At 45.1% G+C, this 20,278-nt stretch carries 12 protein-coding genes; 3 read left to right on the top strand and 9 right to left on the bottom strand.

Annotated features, from left to right (window positions below; translation table 11 throughout):
- Positions 1 to 43: 43 nt before the first annotated feature.
- The 7 genes from MED217_RS12905 to MED217_RS12875 all read right to left on the bottom strand — a co-directional run bounded on the left by MED217_RS12905 (position 44) and on the right by MED217_RS12875 (position 13,155).
- A complete protein-coding gene (locus MED217_RS12905) occupies positions 44 to 1,726 on the bottom strand; it encodes a DUF6531 domain-containing protein (protein ID WP_009780975.1) in 1,683 nt (560 codons plus the stop codon).
- A complete protein-coding gene (locus MED217_RS12900; protein WP_009780974.1) occupies positions 1,723 to 4,734 on the bottom strand; it encodes a tetratricopeptide repeat protein in 3,012 nt (1,003 codons plus the stop codon). Before MED217_RS12900 ends, MED217_RS12905 begins: the two co-directional genes overlap by 4 nt.
- Positions 4,735 to 5,643: a caspase family protein gene (locus tag MED217_RS12895; RefSeq protein ID WP_009780973.1), complete on the bottom strand. Its 909-nt coding sequence runs from the start codon at positions 5,641 to 5,643 to the stop codon at positions 4,735 to 4,737.
- A gap of 39 nt (positions 5,644 to 5,682) precedes the next feature.
- A complete protein-coding gene (locus MED217_RS12890) occupies positions 5,683 to 7,227 on the bottom strand; it encodes a trypsin-like peptidase domain-containing protein (RefSeq protein WP_009780972.1) in 1,545 nt (514 codons plus the stop codon).
- Between the two features lie 34 nt (positions 7,228 to 7,261).
- Positions 7,262 to 9,232 carry a caspase family protein gene (locus MED217_RS12885; protein WP_009780971.1) on the bottom strand — a complete coding sequence of 657 codons (1,971 nt, stop codon included), beginning with the start codon at positions 9,230 to 9,232 and terminating at the stop codon, positions 7,262 to 7,264.
- Positions 9,233 to 9,242: 10 nt separating this feature from the next.
- On the bottom strand, positions 9,243 to 10,652 hold the full coding sequence (locus MED217_RS12880; RefSeq protein WP_009780970.1) for a hypothetical protein: 1,410 nt from the start codon (positions 10,650 to 10,652) through the stop codon (positions 9,243 to 9,245).
- Between the two features lie 1,243 nt (positions 10,653 to 11,895).
- Positions 11,896 to 13,155, bottom strand: coding sequence for an FAD-dependent oxidoreductase (locus MED217_RS12875; protein WP_230199270.1), 1,260 nt, complete (start codon positions 13,153 to 13,155; stop codon positions 11,896 to 11,898).
- 8 nt (positions 13,156 to 13,163) lie between these two features.
- On the opposite strand from MED217_RS12875, the gene MED217_RS19245 reads away from it, so the two are divergent.
- Positions 13,164 to 13,349: a hypothetical protein gene (locus tag MED217_RS19245; protein WP_230199269.1), complete on the top strand. Its 186-nt coding sequence runs from the start codon at positions 13,164 to 13,166 to the stop codon at positions 13,347 to 13,349.
- A gap of 1,776 nt (positions 13,350 to 15,125) precedes the next feature.
- Positions 15,126 to 15,905: a hypothetical protein gene (locus tag MED217_RS12870; protein WP_009780967.1), complete on the top strand. Its 780-nt coding sequence runs from the start codon at positions 15,126 to 15,128 to the stop codon at positions 15,903 to 15,905.
- Positions 15,906 to 15,968: 63 nt separating this feature from the next.
- On the opposite strand, the gene MED217_RS12865 is transcribed toward MED217_RS12870, so the two are convergent.
- A complete protein-coding gene (locus MED217_RS12865) occupies positions 15,969 to 17,462 on the bottom strand; it encodes a hypothetical protein (protein ID WP_154648942.1) in 1,494 nt (497 codons plus the stop codon).
- Between the two features lie 231 nt (positions 17,463 to 17,693).
- On the opposite strand from MED217_RS12865, the gene MED217_RS12860 reads away from it, so the two are divergent.
- Positions 17,694 to 19,061: a hypothetical protein gene (locus MED217_RS12860; RefSeq protein ID WP_009780965.1), complete on the top strand. Its 1,368-nt coding sequence runs from the start codon at positions 17,694 to 17,696 to the stop codon at positions 19,059 to 19,061.
- 1,031 nt (positions 19,062 to 20,092) lie between these two features.
- Here MED217_RS12860 and MED217_RS12855 read toward each other — a convergent pair.
- A complete protein-coding gene (locus MED217_RS12855) occupies positions 20,093 to 20,278 on the bottom strand; it encodes a hypothetical protein (RefSeq protein WP_009780964.1) in 186 nt (61 codons plus the stop codon).

The following is a 20,278-nucleotide window of genomic DNA, read 5'->3' as shown; positions in this document are numbered from 1 at the left end:
ACCCGCGAGATTTCGTCGAGGGTAAAAGATGTTTAATTTGGGATTACATACTTAAATTAACCCCTGCGGGTTTAACCAGGGCCAGCAAGTTTTGAAAGGCTTGTGTGACTTTTAATGCCATACTGTGCCCGTCTTCGCTATCTACCCGTGTGATTTCGCCATATTCATCATAAGTCACATGGATCGCACCAGATTCTTCAGCGCCTTCCATTTGTATTTTAACGGGTTTCCCGCGTTCATCATATTCAAAAACTAAGGTTTTATCGGCTTGCTCCATTTTGGTGATCTTCGAGCGTTCATCATAATGCAGCTTTACCCAAGTATCATCATTTTTAGAAGCATAAACCAGATTTCCCTTGGTGTCGTATTCAAAAGTAAAGACGCCTTGATCATTTTTGACCTCCGTTAATTTTTCCAGTTTGGGATGATATCGCATATACACCGAGTCGTACGTACTCAGTTTTTCGGTAAGCAGGCAGCGGTTGTTGTATTTAAATACCGTGGTATTGGTCCCACGAGTTATGTTTATAGGCAGTTCGCAGGTTTCATCATAAGTGGTTGCCGTTTTGATCCCGTTTACCGTTGTGATGATCTGTTGGCTAAAGCGATCGCCATTTTCTTTAACTCCGATGTAATATTCATATTCGTTGGTCACCTGCTGCCCATTATAACCGGTTTTATGCACCGTAGTCGCATAGTGGTCGTCATCGATCGTCCCGTCTTCTTTAAAGAATTTTTTATAGGTGTAAGCCGTTTCTTCTCCATTGCGATCAATGATCTTAGCTACAAAACTGGTTTTGGGTTCGTACGAAATATACCGCGCATCCTCGGCTTGTCCCTTTAGCCGAACGGGGTTATATACGATCTTGATCAGGTTATGCTTTTCATCATAAACGTATTTATAGTGATTACCGCCGGCATCTTGGGCGTATACCAGATCGAGCCCGTCGTATTTAAAAGTGGCTTCTTTAGCTCCTGAAGTAATGCGCGTGATGAAACCGTCTTCATTGGTGGTGAACACCAGACTGGTACCATCGGCATTGCTGATTTTGGCAAGGTGACTATTTGTATATTCTAAAAGCGTATAATCACCATTTTTTTCATCGATCTTCACTAAAAGGCCTTCGGTATTGAAATCATCGATACGCAAACTTTTAATCCGGGAATAGCCGTTTTCGGTTTTTACGATACGCTCCCGACCGCGTTCAAACGATTCCCACTCGGCGCCTACGGGAAGCGTAGATTGATATGCGACCAATCCCTTTTTGAGGTATTTGTTCCAGAGGCTGTGGCGTGACTCCTGATTGTTTTGAAGTTCTTCGCGCTTATTGGCCAATGCATTGGGAGTATTGGGTAAGCTTCCTTCAGCAAGACTTACTTCAAGGAGTTGGTCTATCATCAGGTCGAGCATATCCTGCGTAGCAAAAGGAGAAAGATATACAGTTTTTCCTCCAGAACCGTGTTCGGCGACTACCAGACTTCCGTCAGGATAGGCATAGAGGCGCGATTCGATAAGCGTTCCCCAGCCATAACCAAATAAACCGATCTCAATAGATTTGGAATTATAGGTACGGGTGATGTCTTCAAGAGCACCCCGGGTTTTAGCGATTTGAATGTCGGTATACGAAATGTAAAAATTGCCATTCTTAAGATTGACTCCGCCTTGTAGCGCAAGACTGAGTAGTAAAAGCAGCAGGGTGAGTTTAAAGGAGTTTACCGGTTTCATGGGTTCAGTTTTTTAATGCGTTGTATCGTTGTCGGGCTGTATTTGGTTTCAAGCAGTTGCTCATTAAAATACATAGGACTAAGGCTCGTAAGCGTGATTTTAGCTTCTTGCGTTTTTCCTTCAAGCGCTTGTGTTAAGGCGCCCAGGATCTTGTCGGGCCGCGGACTCAAGCGAGTCAAGGCGTTATAACTAGCTGTAGCTAAAGTAACCTCATCCAGATCGATGGCGAGCTTTGTTGAGAGTTCGTAGTATTTAGTTTTTCGGGTTTTCGACAGTTGTTCTACATCCAGGTGTTGTAACACCTCGAGTGCTTCCTGAGCACGATCTGCAAAATAATAATGTTCGGCCAGCGCCGTAGCACTGGTGTAGTTGGCGTCAAGATTTAGAGCTTCCTTAAAGCTGGTTTCAGCTGCTTTGAGGTCGCCTTCGCGTTTTAATCTTCTTCCTTCGGTAACCAAAAGCAGGGTGAAGTTTTCTACATTATTCTTATAGGGGTTGTAGTCTATCGCTTTGCGGTAAGCAGCCACTGCAGCTTTATAGCGCTTAGATTGTAACAGGCTGTAGGCGAGATTGGCAAAACCTTTAGCATAGGTAGAATCTACGTCAAGACTGCGTTGGTAGGCGTTTATGGCCTCTTCATTGTTGCCTTGAGAATAATAGGTGTTGCCCAGCAGATTGTAGCTGTCGGGGGCTTCGTCATCTATACGTACCAAATTGTGCAATAAGGCTAAGGATTGTTCCTGCTTGTCGTTTTTATTGTACAAGTCAACAAGTCCCTTGTAGGCAGGGAGGTAAAAGCTGTCTTTGGCGATAGCATTTCGGTATTGTTTTTCTGCATTTTCAAAGTCGGTTAAAGCACTTTTGTAATACTGTGCCAAATAGTAGTAGGCTCTGGGTTTTTCAGGATTTGCAGCGATTCCTGCTTTGAAGGATGCCAGGGCTTTATCGGGTAGCTCTTGTCTACTGTAAAGCCAGCCGCGCCCGGCATAAGCCCACTCGTAAAAAGGATCATTAGCGATCGCGAAGTCATACAGTTCCAGCGCTTGTGTATAGCTTGCTTCGCTTTTAGGGTAGCGTCGTAACAGGTCGGCATAGGTGGCGTGCCCTTTTGAAAAGTAAGGCTCTATAGCGATGGCTTCCTGGAGCAAGGCTTCTCCTTGCGCAATATCTATAGCCTCATCGATGAGCAGATCGCTGTAGTTGTAATAGTTGTCTACATCTTTAGGATCTTGTTCTAAAGCGCGTTTATAGTAGACTAAGGCTTTTTTGATATTGCCCCGATCTTCATATAGTCCGCCCAAATTGCGTAGCGTAATCGCCTGTAGTGCTCCAGAAGTGTCTGCTGAGCGTAAATAATACTGCTCTGCAGCCTGATACTTACCTTGAGATTTATAGAGCGCGCCTAAGTTTTGCAAGGCGGTGTGGTATTCGGGAGCATGCGCTAAAGCTTCCTCATACCAATATTTTGCTTTTTTGTATTGATACTGATCAAAATAATTGGTGCCCAGATTGTTTATGGGGTAGGCCCAATTGGGGATAAGCTCTTTTGCTTTTTCGTAGTGAATATGTGCTTTGTCAAAGCTGTTCTCCTGACCGTATAAAACGCCTAAAGCATTATGAATATATGCCGCCCGGGGCTCAAGTTCTAGCGCTTTGAGTAGTTTTTCCTTTGCCTGAGGATAGTTAGAATAATTTTTAGTGCGAATGATGCTGTAGGCTTCCAGAAAGAGTTTGCTGGTCACCAGGCGTTCCCGCATCGGTGCATCGGCGGGCATTAGGCTCAGGCATACGTCCAGGTGCTGCGCTTGTCGCACAAAGACCTGACCTCCCGGAAGCTTTTCATGTCCTTCAATATAGTAATTGATAAGCATCTGCGCAGTCGACGAAAGGGCTTTTAAAAGCGCAAACTGCATTTTCTTAAGGCTTTTTTCGGGCAGTTGCTGTGTTTGCTTTGCGTTGTTGTAAAGCGCTAGGGCACTGTTATCTCCTTCATAATAAGCTTCGGCAGCCAGGGCGTCGTTAAAGGCTTTGATGATGGGGTTGTCGTTTGCAGATCCTGTAGTCGTCTGGCCAGAACCGGAGCTACTGCGTGAGGCTAAAAGGTCTTTGATCGAACTCGATTTTTTTACGATCTCCATAGACGCTTTCTTTTCCTGAGGGTCGATGGCTTTGAGTACTTCCCGCTGATTTTGCGTGACCACCAGCGGGGTTTGTTTTTCTTCAGATTCGTTGTAGACGTTGGTGTAGAGAAACTCACCAAGCTCTTTATACTGCAGGTTGGTATCATCTACATCGGCAGCTCCCATAAGGCCTAAGACGAGATAGTAGGTAAAATAACCGTGACCCAGCGTACCGCTTTCGTAAGAGAATTGGTCTGGTTTGCAGCTTAAATAGCGCGTTGTATTGAGAAAACTTTCATTCAGGCTTTCCATATTCCTTTGTGCTCCTTCCTTATAGGCAAATCCCGAATGACAGGCGTCAAGCACCAGCACCACTTTTGCTCCAGAAGCGGTAAGCGCTCCCACGTATTCATTGAGGTCCTGAAGGGCAACCACCCCACCGGTACCTTTGTAATTCTGACTGGCATTGGCATCGGCAGCGAGCAAATAGCCTTCATAACGGGTGATCTTTTTAACCACATCTCCGTGCCCTGCAAAATAAATGTACACCAGGTCTTCAGGTTGTGTGGTTTCTAAAAGTTGGTCTAAGGCATTATAAACCCCTAAAGCCCCGGCGTAGGTTTCTGCGGAAGGATCATTGCTGGTTAAATAGGTGATGTCTTCGGCTTGTAACTTTTCGATCTTCAGCAAATATTCTCGAAATAAGGCGGCATCTGAAGCGGCATAGTTCAGTTTGAGGCTGGGCTCGCTATACTCTGAAATCCCTACGATCAATGCACGTCGGGTTCCCTGGACGGCAGGAAACTCATTAGCCGCAGGTTGTGCTGCAGCAGCGGTAGCCAGCATGAGCAAGAGTGCAACCAACGTGTATGTTCTTAAAAAAACCATCTAGTGTACCAGTGTTTTAAAGAGCGCCTTTGCATTTTCTTGTTGGGCAAGCTTAAGCGCTTGCGCACGAGCTCCCGGCGGAAGCACCCGAATGGTTTCTCCCGGTAGTGATGGACATACAGGTTGCTGTTGCTTACCCGTTTGCTGTTGCACCTGCGTGTAGAGGTAGTCATCGAGTTCGCTATAGGTTATCCTGTCATCTGCATTGGTATCTGCGGCGCCCATAAGTCCTAAAACCAGATTGTGGGTAAAGACTCCTAAGGAATTAGAGGCGGAATTGTAAGATGTGCCTTCGGGTCCTGTAGCTAAAAAGCAGGTATAGTTTTGGGTACGGGTCTGAATCGTTTGCATATTGCGCTTTGCGGTCTGTTGAAAGACAAGAGGATCATCAGCTTTGTTGGTGTCTAGGATACATTGTATGCTTGCACCTTCAGCTGAAGCCTTTCCCAAAAGATTCAGGATGTCGCTGAGGCGTACGATCCCCGTACTGCTTAAAAGCGGTTCTTCGGCCTTAAAATCAGCAGCCAGCAACAGACTCTCGGGTGTTCCCAGAAAGTCTGAATACACACTCGTTCCTGAAAAATAGAAGTACACTTGATCTCCCTCCTGAATGCTATCGGTAAGCTTTTTTAAGGCAGTATAGATCTGTGCCGCTTTGGCTGTTTTGCCGGAGAGGGTGATGAGCTGCTCAACAGGAACCTGAGCTACATGTTCTAAATATCCTGAAAACAGTATGGCATCCCGTGCAGCAGCACCACTGGTCCCAATCACCAAAGCTTTGGTGTGTGTCGTTGTTGTAGCTGTAGCAGTCGCTTTGGCTTTAGACCCTCTACCGTATTCCTGAGCCTTCCCCGGCACTACAGCGCCAAGAAAAGCAAGAAAAATCAGGTAGTTGAGATAAGCGTTCATCGTAAAGGATTTTTACTGAGCGCAAGCAGGTAGGAGGGACTATCTGCTTTTGCGCATCTTTTTCATATACTTAAATACTTTTTTGTATCCCTTATCCTTAGCCACACGTTCGGGTAGATCCCCTGCGCGGTTTTCTGAATCGATCAGCTGGGGTTCAAGGCCGTAGAGGTAATTGATGAGCGTTGTATTTCCGGTGGCTGCGGCGAGATGTAGGAGGTTGTTGTCCCCATCATCTTTAACTTGTGCGTCGGCTCCGGCATCTACCAGTTTGACCACCCAGCCCGTATTAGCCTCTTTAACCGCTTCCTGTAGGGCGGTATAGGTCTTGTTTGCGCCGGCATCGGCATAAATACCCTGCTCGAGTAAAAGGGTGTAGAGCGTGTTGTTATTGGTACTAATGGTATAATCTAAAAGTTCCCGGCGCTGACTGTCAGTATACGTAGGGAAGGCGTAGTCAAGCATTTGGGCATACATGCCATAGTTTTGCTCTTTTAAAGCCAAGACTTCGAGGAGTCCGTTTTCTTTGGCGTATTGATGGGTAAAGATCCATTGATATACGGCCCAGTCGTCAAAACGGTCTTGTAATCCGTTTGTGATCGCATAGGCGAGGTTCTCATAAATACTGCGTACTAAAAGCTCAGAAGGAACGTGGGTGATCTTATGCGACTGGCAACCTGCAGTATAGCTGGCGCTGTTAAAGTTTACCGTCTTGATGCAATCGCAGGTCTCATCATAGTAGTAATCCCCGGTATAGTCCCCATTCCTATAGGTTACGGCGCCGCGTACCAGGATTCCTTCGATCCAGCCGTAGTCGTCAAAGACAGGACCTCCGGAATTTCCGGGAAAGGAATCAATATCGCTTTTAAACCAGTTGGCAGGCGAGGCGTCAACCACTTGGGCGTTTTCTGCAAATTTGAGCGGTAATCCTGTGGGAGCGCCTATGGTATTTACACCCGTACCTTCGGTAACGGTGCCGCTGGTTCTAAAGCGGTAGGGACGTCGGTCTGATTTACGCTTGAGGCGTAACACCGCATAATCATCACTGGTCTCATCGTCTAAAGCAGCACTTAGTACTTCGGCAACTTCATAGACATCATCAGGATCTAAAGGGATCGCATGCGTATTGGTATTGAACTGTTGCGTACTGGTATAATCGAAGACCCAAACATAAGGTTCGGCATCTTCTATGGTTTTAATACAATGTCCTGCGGTCACCAGAATATCGGGAGCGATAAGAAATCCGGTACAATTGGCGAGTGCCGGCTGCTCTAAGAACATGACGTTGTCGTCAAAATTATCGGTATTAAAGGTCATACTCAGGCGTTCGCGCAGCGAATAGGAATAGGCCACGTTATTGCGTATCGACTCCTTACTCACCATTACAGCGGTTGCCCGCACAAAATCCTGATAGCCTATAGCATCCTGTGCCTCTTTACGATCATCGGGACCAAAGACCCCGCGGGAAGTAGATCCCGGCTCTCCAAAAGGATATTGTACGTTGATCTGTGTACTGTCCTGGGCGTGTACAACAAGTGTGGTAGCCAGGACGAATACAAGGCTGAAAATAGCTGTAGTTTTTTTCATAATACTGCGGTTTAGGGTGGGCAGAATGATAGGTTTACTCTTTAGTTTCTACGATTTCATAAATAAATTCGGTGGCATAACCGTCTACTTTTCCAGAAGCTGTGCTCGCTGCACCGCCACGCGATTGCGTATAGGTATTAGCGATAAAGGCCTCTAGGGGATTGGTGGTTCCGCGGGTACCGGCACCACGGGTTTGTACGGTTGCTTTAAAGTTGATGGGCTTGGGAGATGCAAAGCCTTTGAGCATGAGGCGTTCATACGGCGGACCAAAAGAGAACACGCAGTCTTTAAAAACCATGGTTTGCCCGGGAGCCAGCCTGCGCTCATCGTCGTTCAAGGTACAGGCATCGTTGGGCATAAACGTATTGAGTTCTCCTTTGCTGTTGATCTCAATGATACTGAAATACAAAGGTTGTTTACTTTCATTGGTCACCTCAAGCACCACGTGATCTTGTTCAGGAACGACGCTAAAGGTACCGTTAGCATCTATAAAAGCTTCGGGTTCCTGAAGTTCGCCAAAGGTTTCCATCACCATATCATAAGCTACTGGCAGCAGTCGAAAGCTAAACTCATAGTCCATATTCTTCAGCTGTAATTCTTTGAGGTATTGGCCTTGTGCATAATTGAACAGGTCTTGTTGGAGCGCATCCAAAGCTGCAGCACCCCGGCTGGCATCTACCGAATTGATGGTGGTCGTACCGTGGGTTGCGTTAAGCTGATACGCGCCTTCGGTTTGGGTGATGGTCACGCTCGAGGCGATCGAATCGGTAACCAGGCTTCCCAGCTGGTTGGTGCTTAAGAATTCTTCTAATGAATTTTCAACGGCTTTTTCGGTAACCGAAGCATCCAGATACACCTTAAGATCCAGGTCGCCGTAGGTTTTTTCGAGCACAAACACCCAGTATTCCTTATGGTTGGTTCCCTCAAGGGCTTGGTCTAATACGATATTGGCCTCGTTAAATTTGGCAAGTTTTACGGTTCCTGTAGCAAGGGCTTTATCTGCAGCATAGGTCGTTGTTCCGGCAGGAAGCACGGCAACCGTCGTTCCCGGAAACAGGCCTTGCAGTTTACCTGCCTGTATTTTAACCACATCCGGACGCAATACCGACTGTACTTCAAAATAGGGCTGTTGGGTAACATATTCTCCTTTAAAGACTTTATAGTCGGGGTCTCCTTCAAGCGTTGGGGTTTGGTTGGGAGAGATGACGTTCATTGTCGCCGCTATTTTGGTATAGAGCTGGCGGTAGGTCGCATCGCTTCCCAGCTCGGTCATGGCTTTATTAAAGGCATAACTCAAAGAGCCTACGCCTTCATATTCATAATTGAGTTCGTTGGCCGAAGCTCCGCTAAACATCACAAAAGGAGCCGCATCGGGCTGTACCTGTGCTTTTTCAAACATATCACTGCCCTTGTTGGTCGTGTTGGTTTTAGGCACCCAGCCTTCAGGAGCAAAGGTTGCTGCGCCACCACGGGCTTTTCCGCCACGCGTGGCAGAGCCCGAATGACAACTGTCTAGCAATACAAGCAATTGGCCTTTGGCTCCCAGCTTGTTTCTAAAATTGGTGAGCAGCGCGCCAAGGGCGTCATCGCGTATATGGTTTTGTCCGCTGTAATTGTAGGTGGGGCGCACGAGCGCATCATACGGCACGAGTGCTTCGTCTTTATCATCTATTTCTTCCCCGTTATCATCAGCGATTTGCTGGCCGTGACCGGAGTAGTGAATCACCACAATATCCCCGGGTTCTATCTGTGTGCTCAAGGTATTGAGCGCATTGATGATACCATCGTGGGTAGCTTCGGCATTCAAGAGCGTGGTGATGTGCTCTTCTTTAAAGCCTTGGTGTTTTAAAGCAGCTTGAATAAGCGGCACATCATTAGCCGAACTAATGGGACTCCATCCGGTACTGGCGGGGTAATCGCCTACCGCAATGATGAGCGCTATCTTTTTAGCCTGAAGCGGTAAACTCAACAGCACGAGGAGTACAAGTGCGATACGGGTTTTCATAATTAGGGATTTAATTGATATCAAACAGACTGAAGGAGATTCCGAAGAAATACCCAAAGTCGTATACTTTTTTAGTGAAATTATCCAGGCTGCTTAAGGTGGTGGTTTGATCGATCTCCAGCCCGTTGGTGAGTCGGTTTACCGGGCCGTAAGCCACACCTCCCGAAAGTGAGAGTCGGCTTTGACGTCCCAAAAACACCGAAGGACCTAACAAGAAATTCACCCCGTTTACATCATCGGCGATAGGAATGGAAAGTCCAAAACTTCCTCCTACATTAAAGTTATCTCCGATAACCGGGTAGAAGTTGATCATCGTACTCAGGTTAGGGATGAAGTAATCGTTGGGCGTACCGCCAATCACTCCTTCTTCAGAAATAAAATAGTCTTTAGACTTATCACCAAAATTATTCAGCGTAAGGGCGATACTGGTATTGATCTTAAAACCACCCGTGGCAAAAAGCTTAAGGTTACGGGTTTTGAGGGTTGCAATTTCTGAATCATCATCCATCGCTTCAGAAAAGGCACTTTGTACAAACTGCAGGTTGATGTTTACCGCGTCGGCTTCGAGTTGGTAATCATAGGTGCGTTCAAAAGAAGCCGCTTCCAACCGGGTAAAGAGGGAGCGAATTTCATCAATGGTCGTATGCGTTTCAGATACGGCATCATTTAAAGAAGCTTTAATAGCGCTCAGGTTATTCATACTGCGGTTGCGTTCTACCAATTGTCCGCGAGACATTCCGGTTTCCAGCGGCGCGCTGGTTTCAACCTCCTGCAGCATAGCATCCAGGTTGCTTTGCAGTTCCTGGGTATCGGTGCTGATGATCTTATCGAGATTTGCGAGGTAATTGTAGAAATTAGCGTCCGGGTCACTCAACCGGGCATCGGTTTGTTGGCGCGCCAAAGCTTTAGCATTGGCGAGTATGGCATCTTTATCCAGATTGGGGTTGATTAAATTGGCTTTAAGCGTATTGTCTAATGCACGAACGGCAGCCATTTTATTGGTCAGTTCTGTAACGCCGCTACTCACGCTTGCACCCCGGGAACCGGCCGTAAAGAAGTTGGGATCACCTAGGGAGGATTGGCTCACATTCAGTCCCAGATTGTCGCCACTCATTCCGCTGATGCCACCCAGCAAGGAACTGAAGTTAAAACCGGAGGCTGCCGGCTGCAGGTCTTCCTCTTTTACTTCGGTAAGTACATCTACCGCAAAAGGATTCACATTGAGCAGCTTGATCTCCACCAGACTGTTGCGTTTGATGCGTGGTTTGATCAGGGTATCCTGAACCACATTGGTACTGCTCAAGCTGAGGTAAGTTGCAGTTTCGGTATTGTAATCGTATTCAATACGATACTTATCCTGAGCATAACATAAACCGGTAAGGAAAAGGCCTAAAGCCAGACTTAGGTAATTTTTATTCATACACAAGGTGTTTAGGGACAATACTACGCGAGACGATCAAGCGTAGTGTTAAATATATTAACATTTTTTGAAATACTCTAGCCGTTTGTAAGAATGTATAGGGGAATGCCCGCGCAACGGGGTGTTGACTTCCTAAGGTTAGTATGATAAGTTTTGCTTCAAAGCATGTTCTGTTCATTTTCTTTACTCGTCTAAAGAAAACGAACCAAAAGAAACGACGCCTTTTGGATAGGTATTTTTTGCTATCGCAAAAACCGCAAGCGCATCCCTAAATTTCTTCCAAGGCTTCAGAAATTCTTTACGGGATGCCCTTGCTATACTGACCAAAAGGATACTAAACCCTTCAGGTATGAGTAATCAATACTGCAAACCGAAGACTGCTATTTGCGGACTGCTACTACGAACTGTTGATCCGTCTTTTCTCTTTATTCTAACATCTAACGTCTGAATTCTAATATCTCAAGTCTATTCAAACGTCAGTACCGGCCTACTTTTTAGAGCTGTAGCAAAACAAGCGGGCGCCGCGGCGGTGGGCAGTGGAGGATAGCCTAGCGCAGCGGTTTGCTATCCGCAGGATAAGGCGGTTGCGTAGTTTTCAAGGATCTAAAAATAAGCCTTGATTTTTTGGTTCTTTGGCATCAAGGCAAAAGAACAGGAATATGAATTGAAATAGTTATCAATATTCATTACTCGCGTGATTTCAATTTTCACAGCAGTTGGTGAATCTCCTAGCGTCGATTTGCTTGTCCAAAGAAATCCTTCGACTATCGCTCAGGACAGGCTACACAAAAGAAAAGCCCCTATTTAATCTGTATTTACTATTGTTTTAATAGGTCAGATTGAATGTGCTTACAGCAATTCGAATGCTTACCTTGATCTAGTTAAGGCACATTTCTTAGGTGTTTTTGCCCTTGAAGGCAAAACCGCAAGAAGCCTCCTAAATTTTCTCCAAGGCTTCGAAAATTTTTAACGCAGCCTTCTTGCTATTCTGAAGAAAAAGAAAGAAAACCCTTTGGGTATGAGTGAATGTAACACTTTTAATACACGCTGTCATGTTGAACTCGTTTCAGCATCTCATCCAGTGAGGCTTCTCTTACGATAGCTATCGGGGTAACCTCAAGTGACATAGCATTATCTATTTGCATTTTGTATTTCTGACTTTGTACTTTAATGTTAAACAATAAACTCATTACTGTAAACTGCAATTGCCTACTGTACACTGAGACTGCCGACTGCCCACTGCCTACTGTTTACCTCCCCCTCTAGGGCCGTCGCGTTCTTGAAGGACCTGGTCTGAATGTAATACGCGGGCGGCGCGGGCAGAGGCCTTGACCTTAGTGGCGCTGCGGTCAAGCATTTCGGTTTCAAAGGGCGTTAAGATCTTTTTGCGGAGGTTGGTCTGCTTCCACGAAGTATCGGGCTTGCACATTTTGGTGATACGTCGGGCGAGTGCCAGTGCATCCAGTAGGGCTTGGTTGGCGCCCTGACCTTTAAACGGACTCATAGGATGGGCGGCGTCGCCCAACAGGCTTACCGGACCACAAGAGGTAAAGGCTTGCGGAGTCAATAAAGCACGGTCATATACCGGATAGCCCGAGATCAAAGCAGCCGGTGTGGCGTTGATGATTTGCGGAATAGGTGCATGCCAGTCGGTGCGCTTTTGTACCTCCTTTTTTAAAGCTTCAGCACCTTGTGCACTTAAGCTTTTGGCTTCGGCTTCCGCCAGCGGATAACTGAATTGCCACATAATATGCTCGGGATCATAAGGCATCATATACATCCGCTCGTTGCCATTGGCGGTTTGAAACACGGTTTTCTGATCCAGCAACTCGTGTGCTGTGTTTTTTAGCGGACTCAACGCACAGATCCCCAAGATCACGATACAATCGAGATAGCGCAAAGGATACGGCTCTTGCTCAAACAGCAACGCGCGTACGCTGCTGCGAATACCGTCGGCACCCACCAGCAGATCGGCTTGTGCTGTGGAGGTGTTTCCTTGGATGTCAAATTGGAGTTCAATGCCTGTTTCCGTTTGTTTGAACCCGTTAAGCTGATGTCCCCAGCGTATCGCGTCAGTACCCGAAAGTTGGTTCAATAAGGCCAGGCGCAGGTTTTGCCGGGCAATATGAATGTTGGTCCGTTTAGGCGTTGCGTTGGTTTGGGTGTCCCATTTGCGCATGCCCCATTCGCCCAAGACCGTACCGTCTGGCGTATGCGCGATATGCCGGGTAGAAACAATGCCCTGTTCCAGCCTGTCTATTCCAAAGCCTTTTACCGCCGTATGTGCCTGTTGCAGGGTAAGTCCGTAGCCCTGTGCGCGTGCTGCAAAGTCGGTATCCCGCTCGTATAACGTAAACGGAATTCCCCGGTGCAAACAAGCCACTGCCAGCGCTGTTCCACCAATCCCACCCCCAATGATCGCCAGGTGTGGAAAGCGTGTGGTGTCCGGTTTCGGGGGTTGCGGGGCAGGGAGGAGCCCGCTTCCCGAGCAGGAGGGACACACCTGCAGATGTGCTTTGGGCTTTACCGGTTTGGGATTATCAGGAAACCTTTGGTACACCTCCAAAGCCTTTTGATACCGCTGCTTCGCACGTTTTGAGAGTCCGCGGTTCTGTTTTCCCAGACCGTGACAATCGGGGCAGGCGGTATGGCTTGTGGGGGTGTTCATTAGCGTTTTCAGAATTACTTCAGTTATAAAAGCAAGTGCAAAGATGTTTAAAGAAAATGGGTTTCGCTAGCATCTGAAGCTAAAGCATGGGTGCACCTCATCTCCAAGCTTTTTTTCTCCCGAAGTCTTGGGAGGAAAGGAATTGTTTTTTTTGGTAAAATGGTGTCTGTGGGTTTAGATTTTATTGCGTTAAGTTTTATGAGGTCAGTTTGATAAGTTTTCTTTCAAATTATGTTCTGTTCATTTTCTTTACTCGTCTAAAGAAAACGAACCAAAAGAAACGACGCCCTCGCTTAGGAATTTTTCGCTATCGCAAAAACCGCCTTGTCAGCTCCGCGTCGCTACCGCTCCTGTCCTTCGGAGCTGCCCGCGTCTATTCTGAACCGAGGGAATTTTAGATTCGTTTGACCCTTCGGGTATGAATATCATTTGAATGATTATTAATAAAAAAAACCGGCCTACTTTTTAGATCTGTAGTAAAACAAGCGGGCGCCGCAGCGGTGGGCAGCGGAGGATAGCCTAGCGTAGCGGTTTGCTATCCGCAGGCAAAGGCGGCTGCGTAGTTTTCAAGGATCTAAAAATAAGCCTAGCGTTTTTTGTTTCTTTTTTGGGCAATGCAAAAAAGAAAGGAGTTTAAATAAAAGTTTAATTTTTTCAATTCATGTTCTGTTCATTTTCTTTACTCGTCTAAAGAAAACGAACCAAAAGAAACGACGCCTTTTGGATAGGTGTTTTTTGCTATCGCAAAAACCGTAAGCGCATCCCTAAATTTCTTCCAAGGCTTCAGAAATTCTTAACGGGATGCACTTACTACACTGACCAAAAGGAAACTAAACCCTTCGGGTATGAGTGAGTATAACCTTTTTGAATACGATCTATCATGCTGTCCCGATAGCTATTGGGAAGATCACACAGGTTGCTAGCTCCCTTCTCCCGCGGGAGAAGGGCTGGGGATGAGGGCTTTTGATGAAGCGCACTACAAATGCGATTTCTCCCGATGGTCGAAATGACGTTTAAATGGTATTTTGTATTTCTACTTTCAAACAACAAACAACAAGAGACCAACTGCTCACTGATTACTGTGACTGCCGTCTGAGAACAGCGATTGCCAACTTAATCCGGAGTTGGTTTCTTCAAATCATGTTTTGTTCATTTTCTTTACTCGCGTGATTTCTATTTTACGGGAGCTCGTGAATCTCCTAACGTCGATTTGCCATTACTAATTCGACTAACAGTATTACATTGCACAACAGGTGCATTCCTCTCCCTGCGGTCGTCGGATGCAGAAAAGAAAAGACCCTTTTTTTTAGGTATTTTTGCCTTATCAGGCAAAACCGCAACAAGGCTCCTAAATTTTCTCCAAGGCTTCAAAAATTCTTAACGGAGCCTTCTTGCTATACTGAAGAAAAAGAATAAGAAACCCTACGGGTATGGGTCTTCAATGTCATCTCGACGTTAGGAGAGATCACACAGGTTGCTAGCTCCCTTCTCCTTTGGGAGAAGGGCCGGGGATGAGGGGGATACAGATGCGATTTCTCCCGCTGGTCGAAATGACTGCGGCTACTCATAGACACGCGATACAATTCTCAATCTTCATTGGGACAGCCAGCGCGAGAACCACCCGGAATAATAAATCAGAAATAACAAACAGCCAACTGCCCACTGCCTACTGTGACTGCCGACTGAAAACGGCCATTGCCAACTCCTGCCATCTACAGGAAAAATCCCCTTTTTTTCAGAAAGTACTGAATTCTGTAAAACAGATTGCGAGGAGAAGTTTAGGTTTGTCTGCTTAACCAAAAGAAATGAACACCAAACCTATTATGAAAAAACAGTACATCACTTTACTAGCAGCAACAGCCTTAACGGCATTATCCTGTTCTGATTCTGCGTCAGACGAATTTGAAGAAGTCAATGGGGAGGTCGAAGCGCAATACATCACCTCGACAATCGTAACGTCAACCGCCGATGCTTCAGACCGTACGACTTTATTTTTAAGTTATGATGCCAATACCCGATTGACCGAAGTTTCTAACGGGGAGGATACCGATTATTTTATTTACGAAGAGGGTGACTTGGTTAATGTGACCGGTGAGAACGATAATTTAGATATCGAAGAACTGTATCAGTCGCCCTATAATGCTTTTGAAGTGGGGGAAGTACGGGAGTATGATACTAACGGAAACCCTAAGCGTATTGCTTTTTACAGTGAAGATTATGATCCTACTACCGGCGCAACTATAGATAAGGAGTATATGGCCGTGGTTACCTATGATGATGCACCTAATCCGTATTTCCATACCTTGAAAGCTGCAGGCATCATAGACGTGCTCGACGGCGTGCAACTTCATTTAACCATGACCCCGCAGGCTTCAGAAGTGGTTAAAGCACGAGCGCTCTTGTTTAATAACAATCCTTCACAAGTGGTATACTTTGATGAAAACGGGGAGCCCTTATACGACATCAAGGTTGATTATACCTACAACGACCTCAACTATCCCACCCAAGCTACTATTAAAGCCACAAATTATGAGCATAATGGGGCGGTAGATTTTTACACCGCGAGCTTTAGTTATTTAGATTAAGGGTATTCGACACAGAAAAGAAAGAAACCCGCTATGGACTTAGCGGGTTTTTTAATGATCAGCTTAGCGTATGTTGATTGGTAAACCTACGCCAAGACCAAAACGCAGATCGTTGTCCCTACCGTTAGGACTTAAGCTTAAATCGGTTCGGTCTAGAAATGCCTGAATGGTAACAAGTGGCTTATCTTTTTCTTTATTTTTTAAGTTAAACAGGACACCTAGCCGCATGGGTGACAGTTCTTTATCTTGCACATCTTTTAGCCTGCTGAAATTAATATACTCATAACTGAGAATACCAAAGAGTCCAATGGGTATGTTGAAAGGGTAATAGTACGTTTCTAATTTAACACTATTAGAAGTCCCATATTCATACCGACTATCGCCTATAAAAGCAGCATCGTCTTTGGTGAAAACAATAGGATTTCCGTTAACATCAGATCCTAAAGATTGTGTGAAATTCAACGTGCTGTTTGAAAAACTAGAGCTGTTAGAGGCTCTACCTGCAGTAGTGGAAGCTTTTATAAAAAATCGATGCGGAAATAATTTCAATCCATAATTCTTTTTACGCTCGTAATTGTAATTAATAGAAAACGTTATTCCGTATAGATCTCCTTTAGTATCAGCAAACATGTTGGAAAAGGTTTTTGTTGGATCAAGTGTAAAGCGTCTAAAACTTTCTCTTTTATAAAAAGGAGTTACTCCTATAAACGTGTTGTGTTTGGAGGTCCATTGAGATTCTGCTGCTTTCAGTTCTAAATCTATCAGATCGTCTTCCAGTTTGTTTAAGATGTAGAGTTCATTGGTTTTGTAAGCGGAGAGCAACTTGTTAATATTGTAACCTGTAGCTACTATTTTATGGTTTTTTGTGGCTTCTTCGAATAATAAAGTTTCGGGCTGTGTAAGTTTTAGTTCTTTAGTGTCTACAGTACGCATAGGTAAGGCATCAAAGCCATTTATTTCCTGATCGTTTATATATTTAGCCGTTATTGCTTTTAATTTTTCAATAACTTTTTTATTTGCAATATCTATCTCTGTTTGTAGTTCTTTAAAGTTAGTATTTATGATTCGGGTATCGGTAAGTAATTCATAATACGTATCATGTTTATTTTTAGCTTCTAGAATTGCTTCTAAAATAGCCAGCCTATGGGAAGCACTTTTTAGATAGTTAGGCTTATTGTATTTAGATAAAAATAACAAGGAGCGGTAGTAATTGAATGAAATCTTAGCTTGTTGACCACCTTTTTCTTCATCAAAAAAATAAACACCGTCTGTACTCGCAAGATCAGCTTCCATAGTAACGATACCAGAAAATCCGTTGTATAGAAGTCCGTTGATTTTTAAATTACTTCCTTTGTCATTTAACGTAGCACTAATACCCTGTTGTGGGCTGTTTTCACTTAAAAGTAAATAGCTGAAGTTTTGTGAAACCAGTTTGTTATAAGCCGCCGCACTGACGAGGCGGTCTGGTTCTTCTAAGGTAAGTGTATTTTGAGCATTTACGCCTAAGCTTATTAAACTCAACATAATTCCGACAAATATATCTCTTGTTGTAGTCATGATTGTTAGTTGATTACATTCTATAAAGTAACCCCTTTTACATTTCCTTAACAATCCCCAATACCGGGTATTTTTCCCCTTTTTGAAGGATATACCGAAATCTGCATAAAAACTATTTTTATTTATTTATACATTTGGTTATGAGGGTCTTATGTGTGTAGTGGAGGAGGCTTGAATCCTTGAGGTAGTGATGATCCCGGTGTATTTTAGAAACCTAATATCCTAAGCCTTATGAACGATCCTAATACCTACGACGACGCAGCCGCACTAGAACATTTTTACACACTTGCTTTACAAGCAGCACTCCTACGTACCGAGGAAGCCTCGGCCAGGGCCTATAAAGCAATGCAGGAGGTTCAGGCACTTCTGATTGCGCATGACCGCGCGCGCTTTAAGGACGTATTGGAAACCATGCCCAACAGCTTTTACGACCTGTATGTCGCAGAGCTTATCAATGAAATTGACTTTAATGCGCTTTTTTATTTTATAGATCATCAAAGTATTCTAGGCTTACTTGCCGATGAACACTATGCCTATGTAAAGCAGCAACTACAGATAAAAGGAGGCGATGCTCCGGCCGCTTATGACTTTATATGTGGTTTGGAGCGCTTTATGGCAGGCAGTCCGGAACTGGCGCTGCCGTACTTCACTAAGATCGACAGTGAATTGGGCGAGTATTTTGCTGGCATGTGCTACTACCAATTAAAAGAGTATGAACCTGCCAAACGACTCCTACAGACCTTGTTTGAGTCCCTTTTAAGCTTGCAACAGGACTTTGAAGAATTTCAAACCCACATAACCTATGGGTACCTGTTGTATGATCTCAGCCACTATGCTTTGGGGGCTAATGTCATACTCGAGGACTATAAGGAAGCCGAACGTATGGCGCAACTCATCCTGCAGGAATTTTCACTTGAGCAGATGACAGCGCTTTCAAGACACAATACCACAGATGCCGAGGAGATTACAGATTTTGAAGTCTTTGTAAACAATTATACCACGGCTTTGATCAAACTTCGTAAATACAAAGAAGCCAAAGCCTTGTTGGAAGAAAGCATTCGTTTAAACCCCGAAGCCAGCCTGATTCAACGCCGACTGCAAAACAGCGCAGATCAATTGGAGCGACAGTTGTTTGCAGACGCTATTCTTGCGCCTATACTTCACAAAGAAAAGGCCTATGGGGTAAAGAAATTCCTAAAGGGGAAACGCTTTGCCAGAGCAGATAAGCTTGAAGCGCTAATCGCCTTGCAAATCGAGGCCGGGATACCGGTATTTGGAGAACCTTTAGCTATTTATGAGGATGAGTACGGCTACGGAAGACAGTACAAAGTGCCCGGCGTAACCGGCTTAATAGATTTAGTACTCATAGATCAGACAGCAGCGCTACTTTATGCGGTCGTGCTTAAACCCAATAGCACAGGGATAGCGGTCTATGAGCAGATCAAGAAATACACTCAGGGATTAGCGGCGTTGACCGGCAAAATTGTAAAAGGCATCCTGTGTATACACCAACCTGAAGAAGCCTTACTGGCAAAGGTCAAAGCAGATGACACGATCTCCCTCTTTACCTATCACTTAGAGTTTAAAGAGTTGGGGTGATGCCTTTGGAAGCGTATTGAAAAGTGATTGTAAATAAAAGAATAAAACAAAAGCTCCCCTCCTTTTGAAGGAGGGGAAAGCCCGCGCAGCAGGGCAGGGGTGGTTCTAGTACATTTGGGGCAACACCACCCCGTCAGCTGCTGCGCACTGCGTGCGCCTCGCTGCCACCCCTCCTCGGCGAGGAGGGGAGCTGATAGTAGCACACGTGGAGTGATGTTCCGTAGGGTTGGAAAGAGAGTAGTAAGCGTATTTGGACCAAGCGATAACCAGAATTTATAAATAAACAAAGTACTTGTCTTAGAAGTCTCCCTTTGAAGGGAGATTTAGAGGGATGTTTTAGTCTTTGCTATGTCATCCTTCCCCAACCCTTCCTTCGAAGGAAGGGAGTTACTTGTTTGGTTTAAAATGGTATTTGGGTGAACGCAACACGCGATAAAATTCCCAATCTTCATTGGGACAGGCCGCTCGGGAAACTAGGATTACTTACCTAGCATTGGTTTGATAAGTTTTGCTTTAAATCGTGTTTGTTCATTTTTTTTTACCATTACTAATACGACTAACACCAGTACATAGTACAACAGGTGCATTTGGCTCTCTGCGGTCGTCGGATGCAGAAAAGAAAAGGAATAAGAAACCCTTCGGGTATGGGTATGTTAAGTCATCTCGACGTTAGGAGAGATCACACAGGTTGCTAGCTCCCTTCTCTCGCGGGAGAAGGGCCGGGGATGAGGGTATTTGATGAAACACGCACATCAGATGCGATTTCTCCCGATGGTCGAAATGACTATGCGTTAACAGATCGTATTTCGTATTTCTGACCTTGTACTTTAATGCGGAATCATAAACCATAAACAATAAACCGCAAACTGCAAATTGAGACTGCTGACTGAACTTTGTATTTCGTACTTCTGACGTTGTACTTTAATGCAGAATAATAAACCAGAAACCAGAAACCAGAAACCAGAAACCAGAAACAGTAAACCACAAACAGCAAACCTGAGACTGCTGACTAAACTTTGTATTTTGTATCTCTACTTTCGTATTTCAATAAGTCTACGCACCGCCTCTTCCAAAAGCGCTTCTACCTCCCGGTCTTGCGCGGCGAGCGCGTATTGATGCTTTGTTACCGCTTGGGTTTTCAGGCTGTTGATTAAGCTTAAGCTGTCGTGTAGCTGTTGTGCGAGTTGGGTGTACTTTTGGTTTCGGGTGGGAGACAT

Source organism: Leeuwenhoekiella blandensis MED217 (genome assembly GCF_000152985.1).
Classification (GTDB): domain Bacteria; phylum Bacteroidota; class Bacteroidia; order Flavobacteriales; family Flavobacteriaceae; genus Leeuwenhoekiella; species Leeuwenhoekiella blandensis.
The sequence above is the reverse complement of the archived record's forward strand: the minus strand, read 5'-3'. Positions and strand labels throughout refer to the sequence as shown.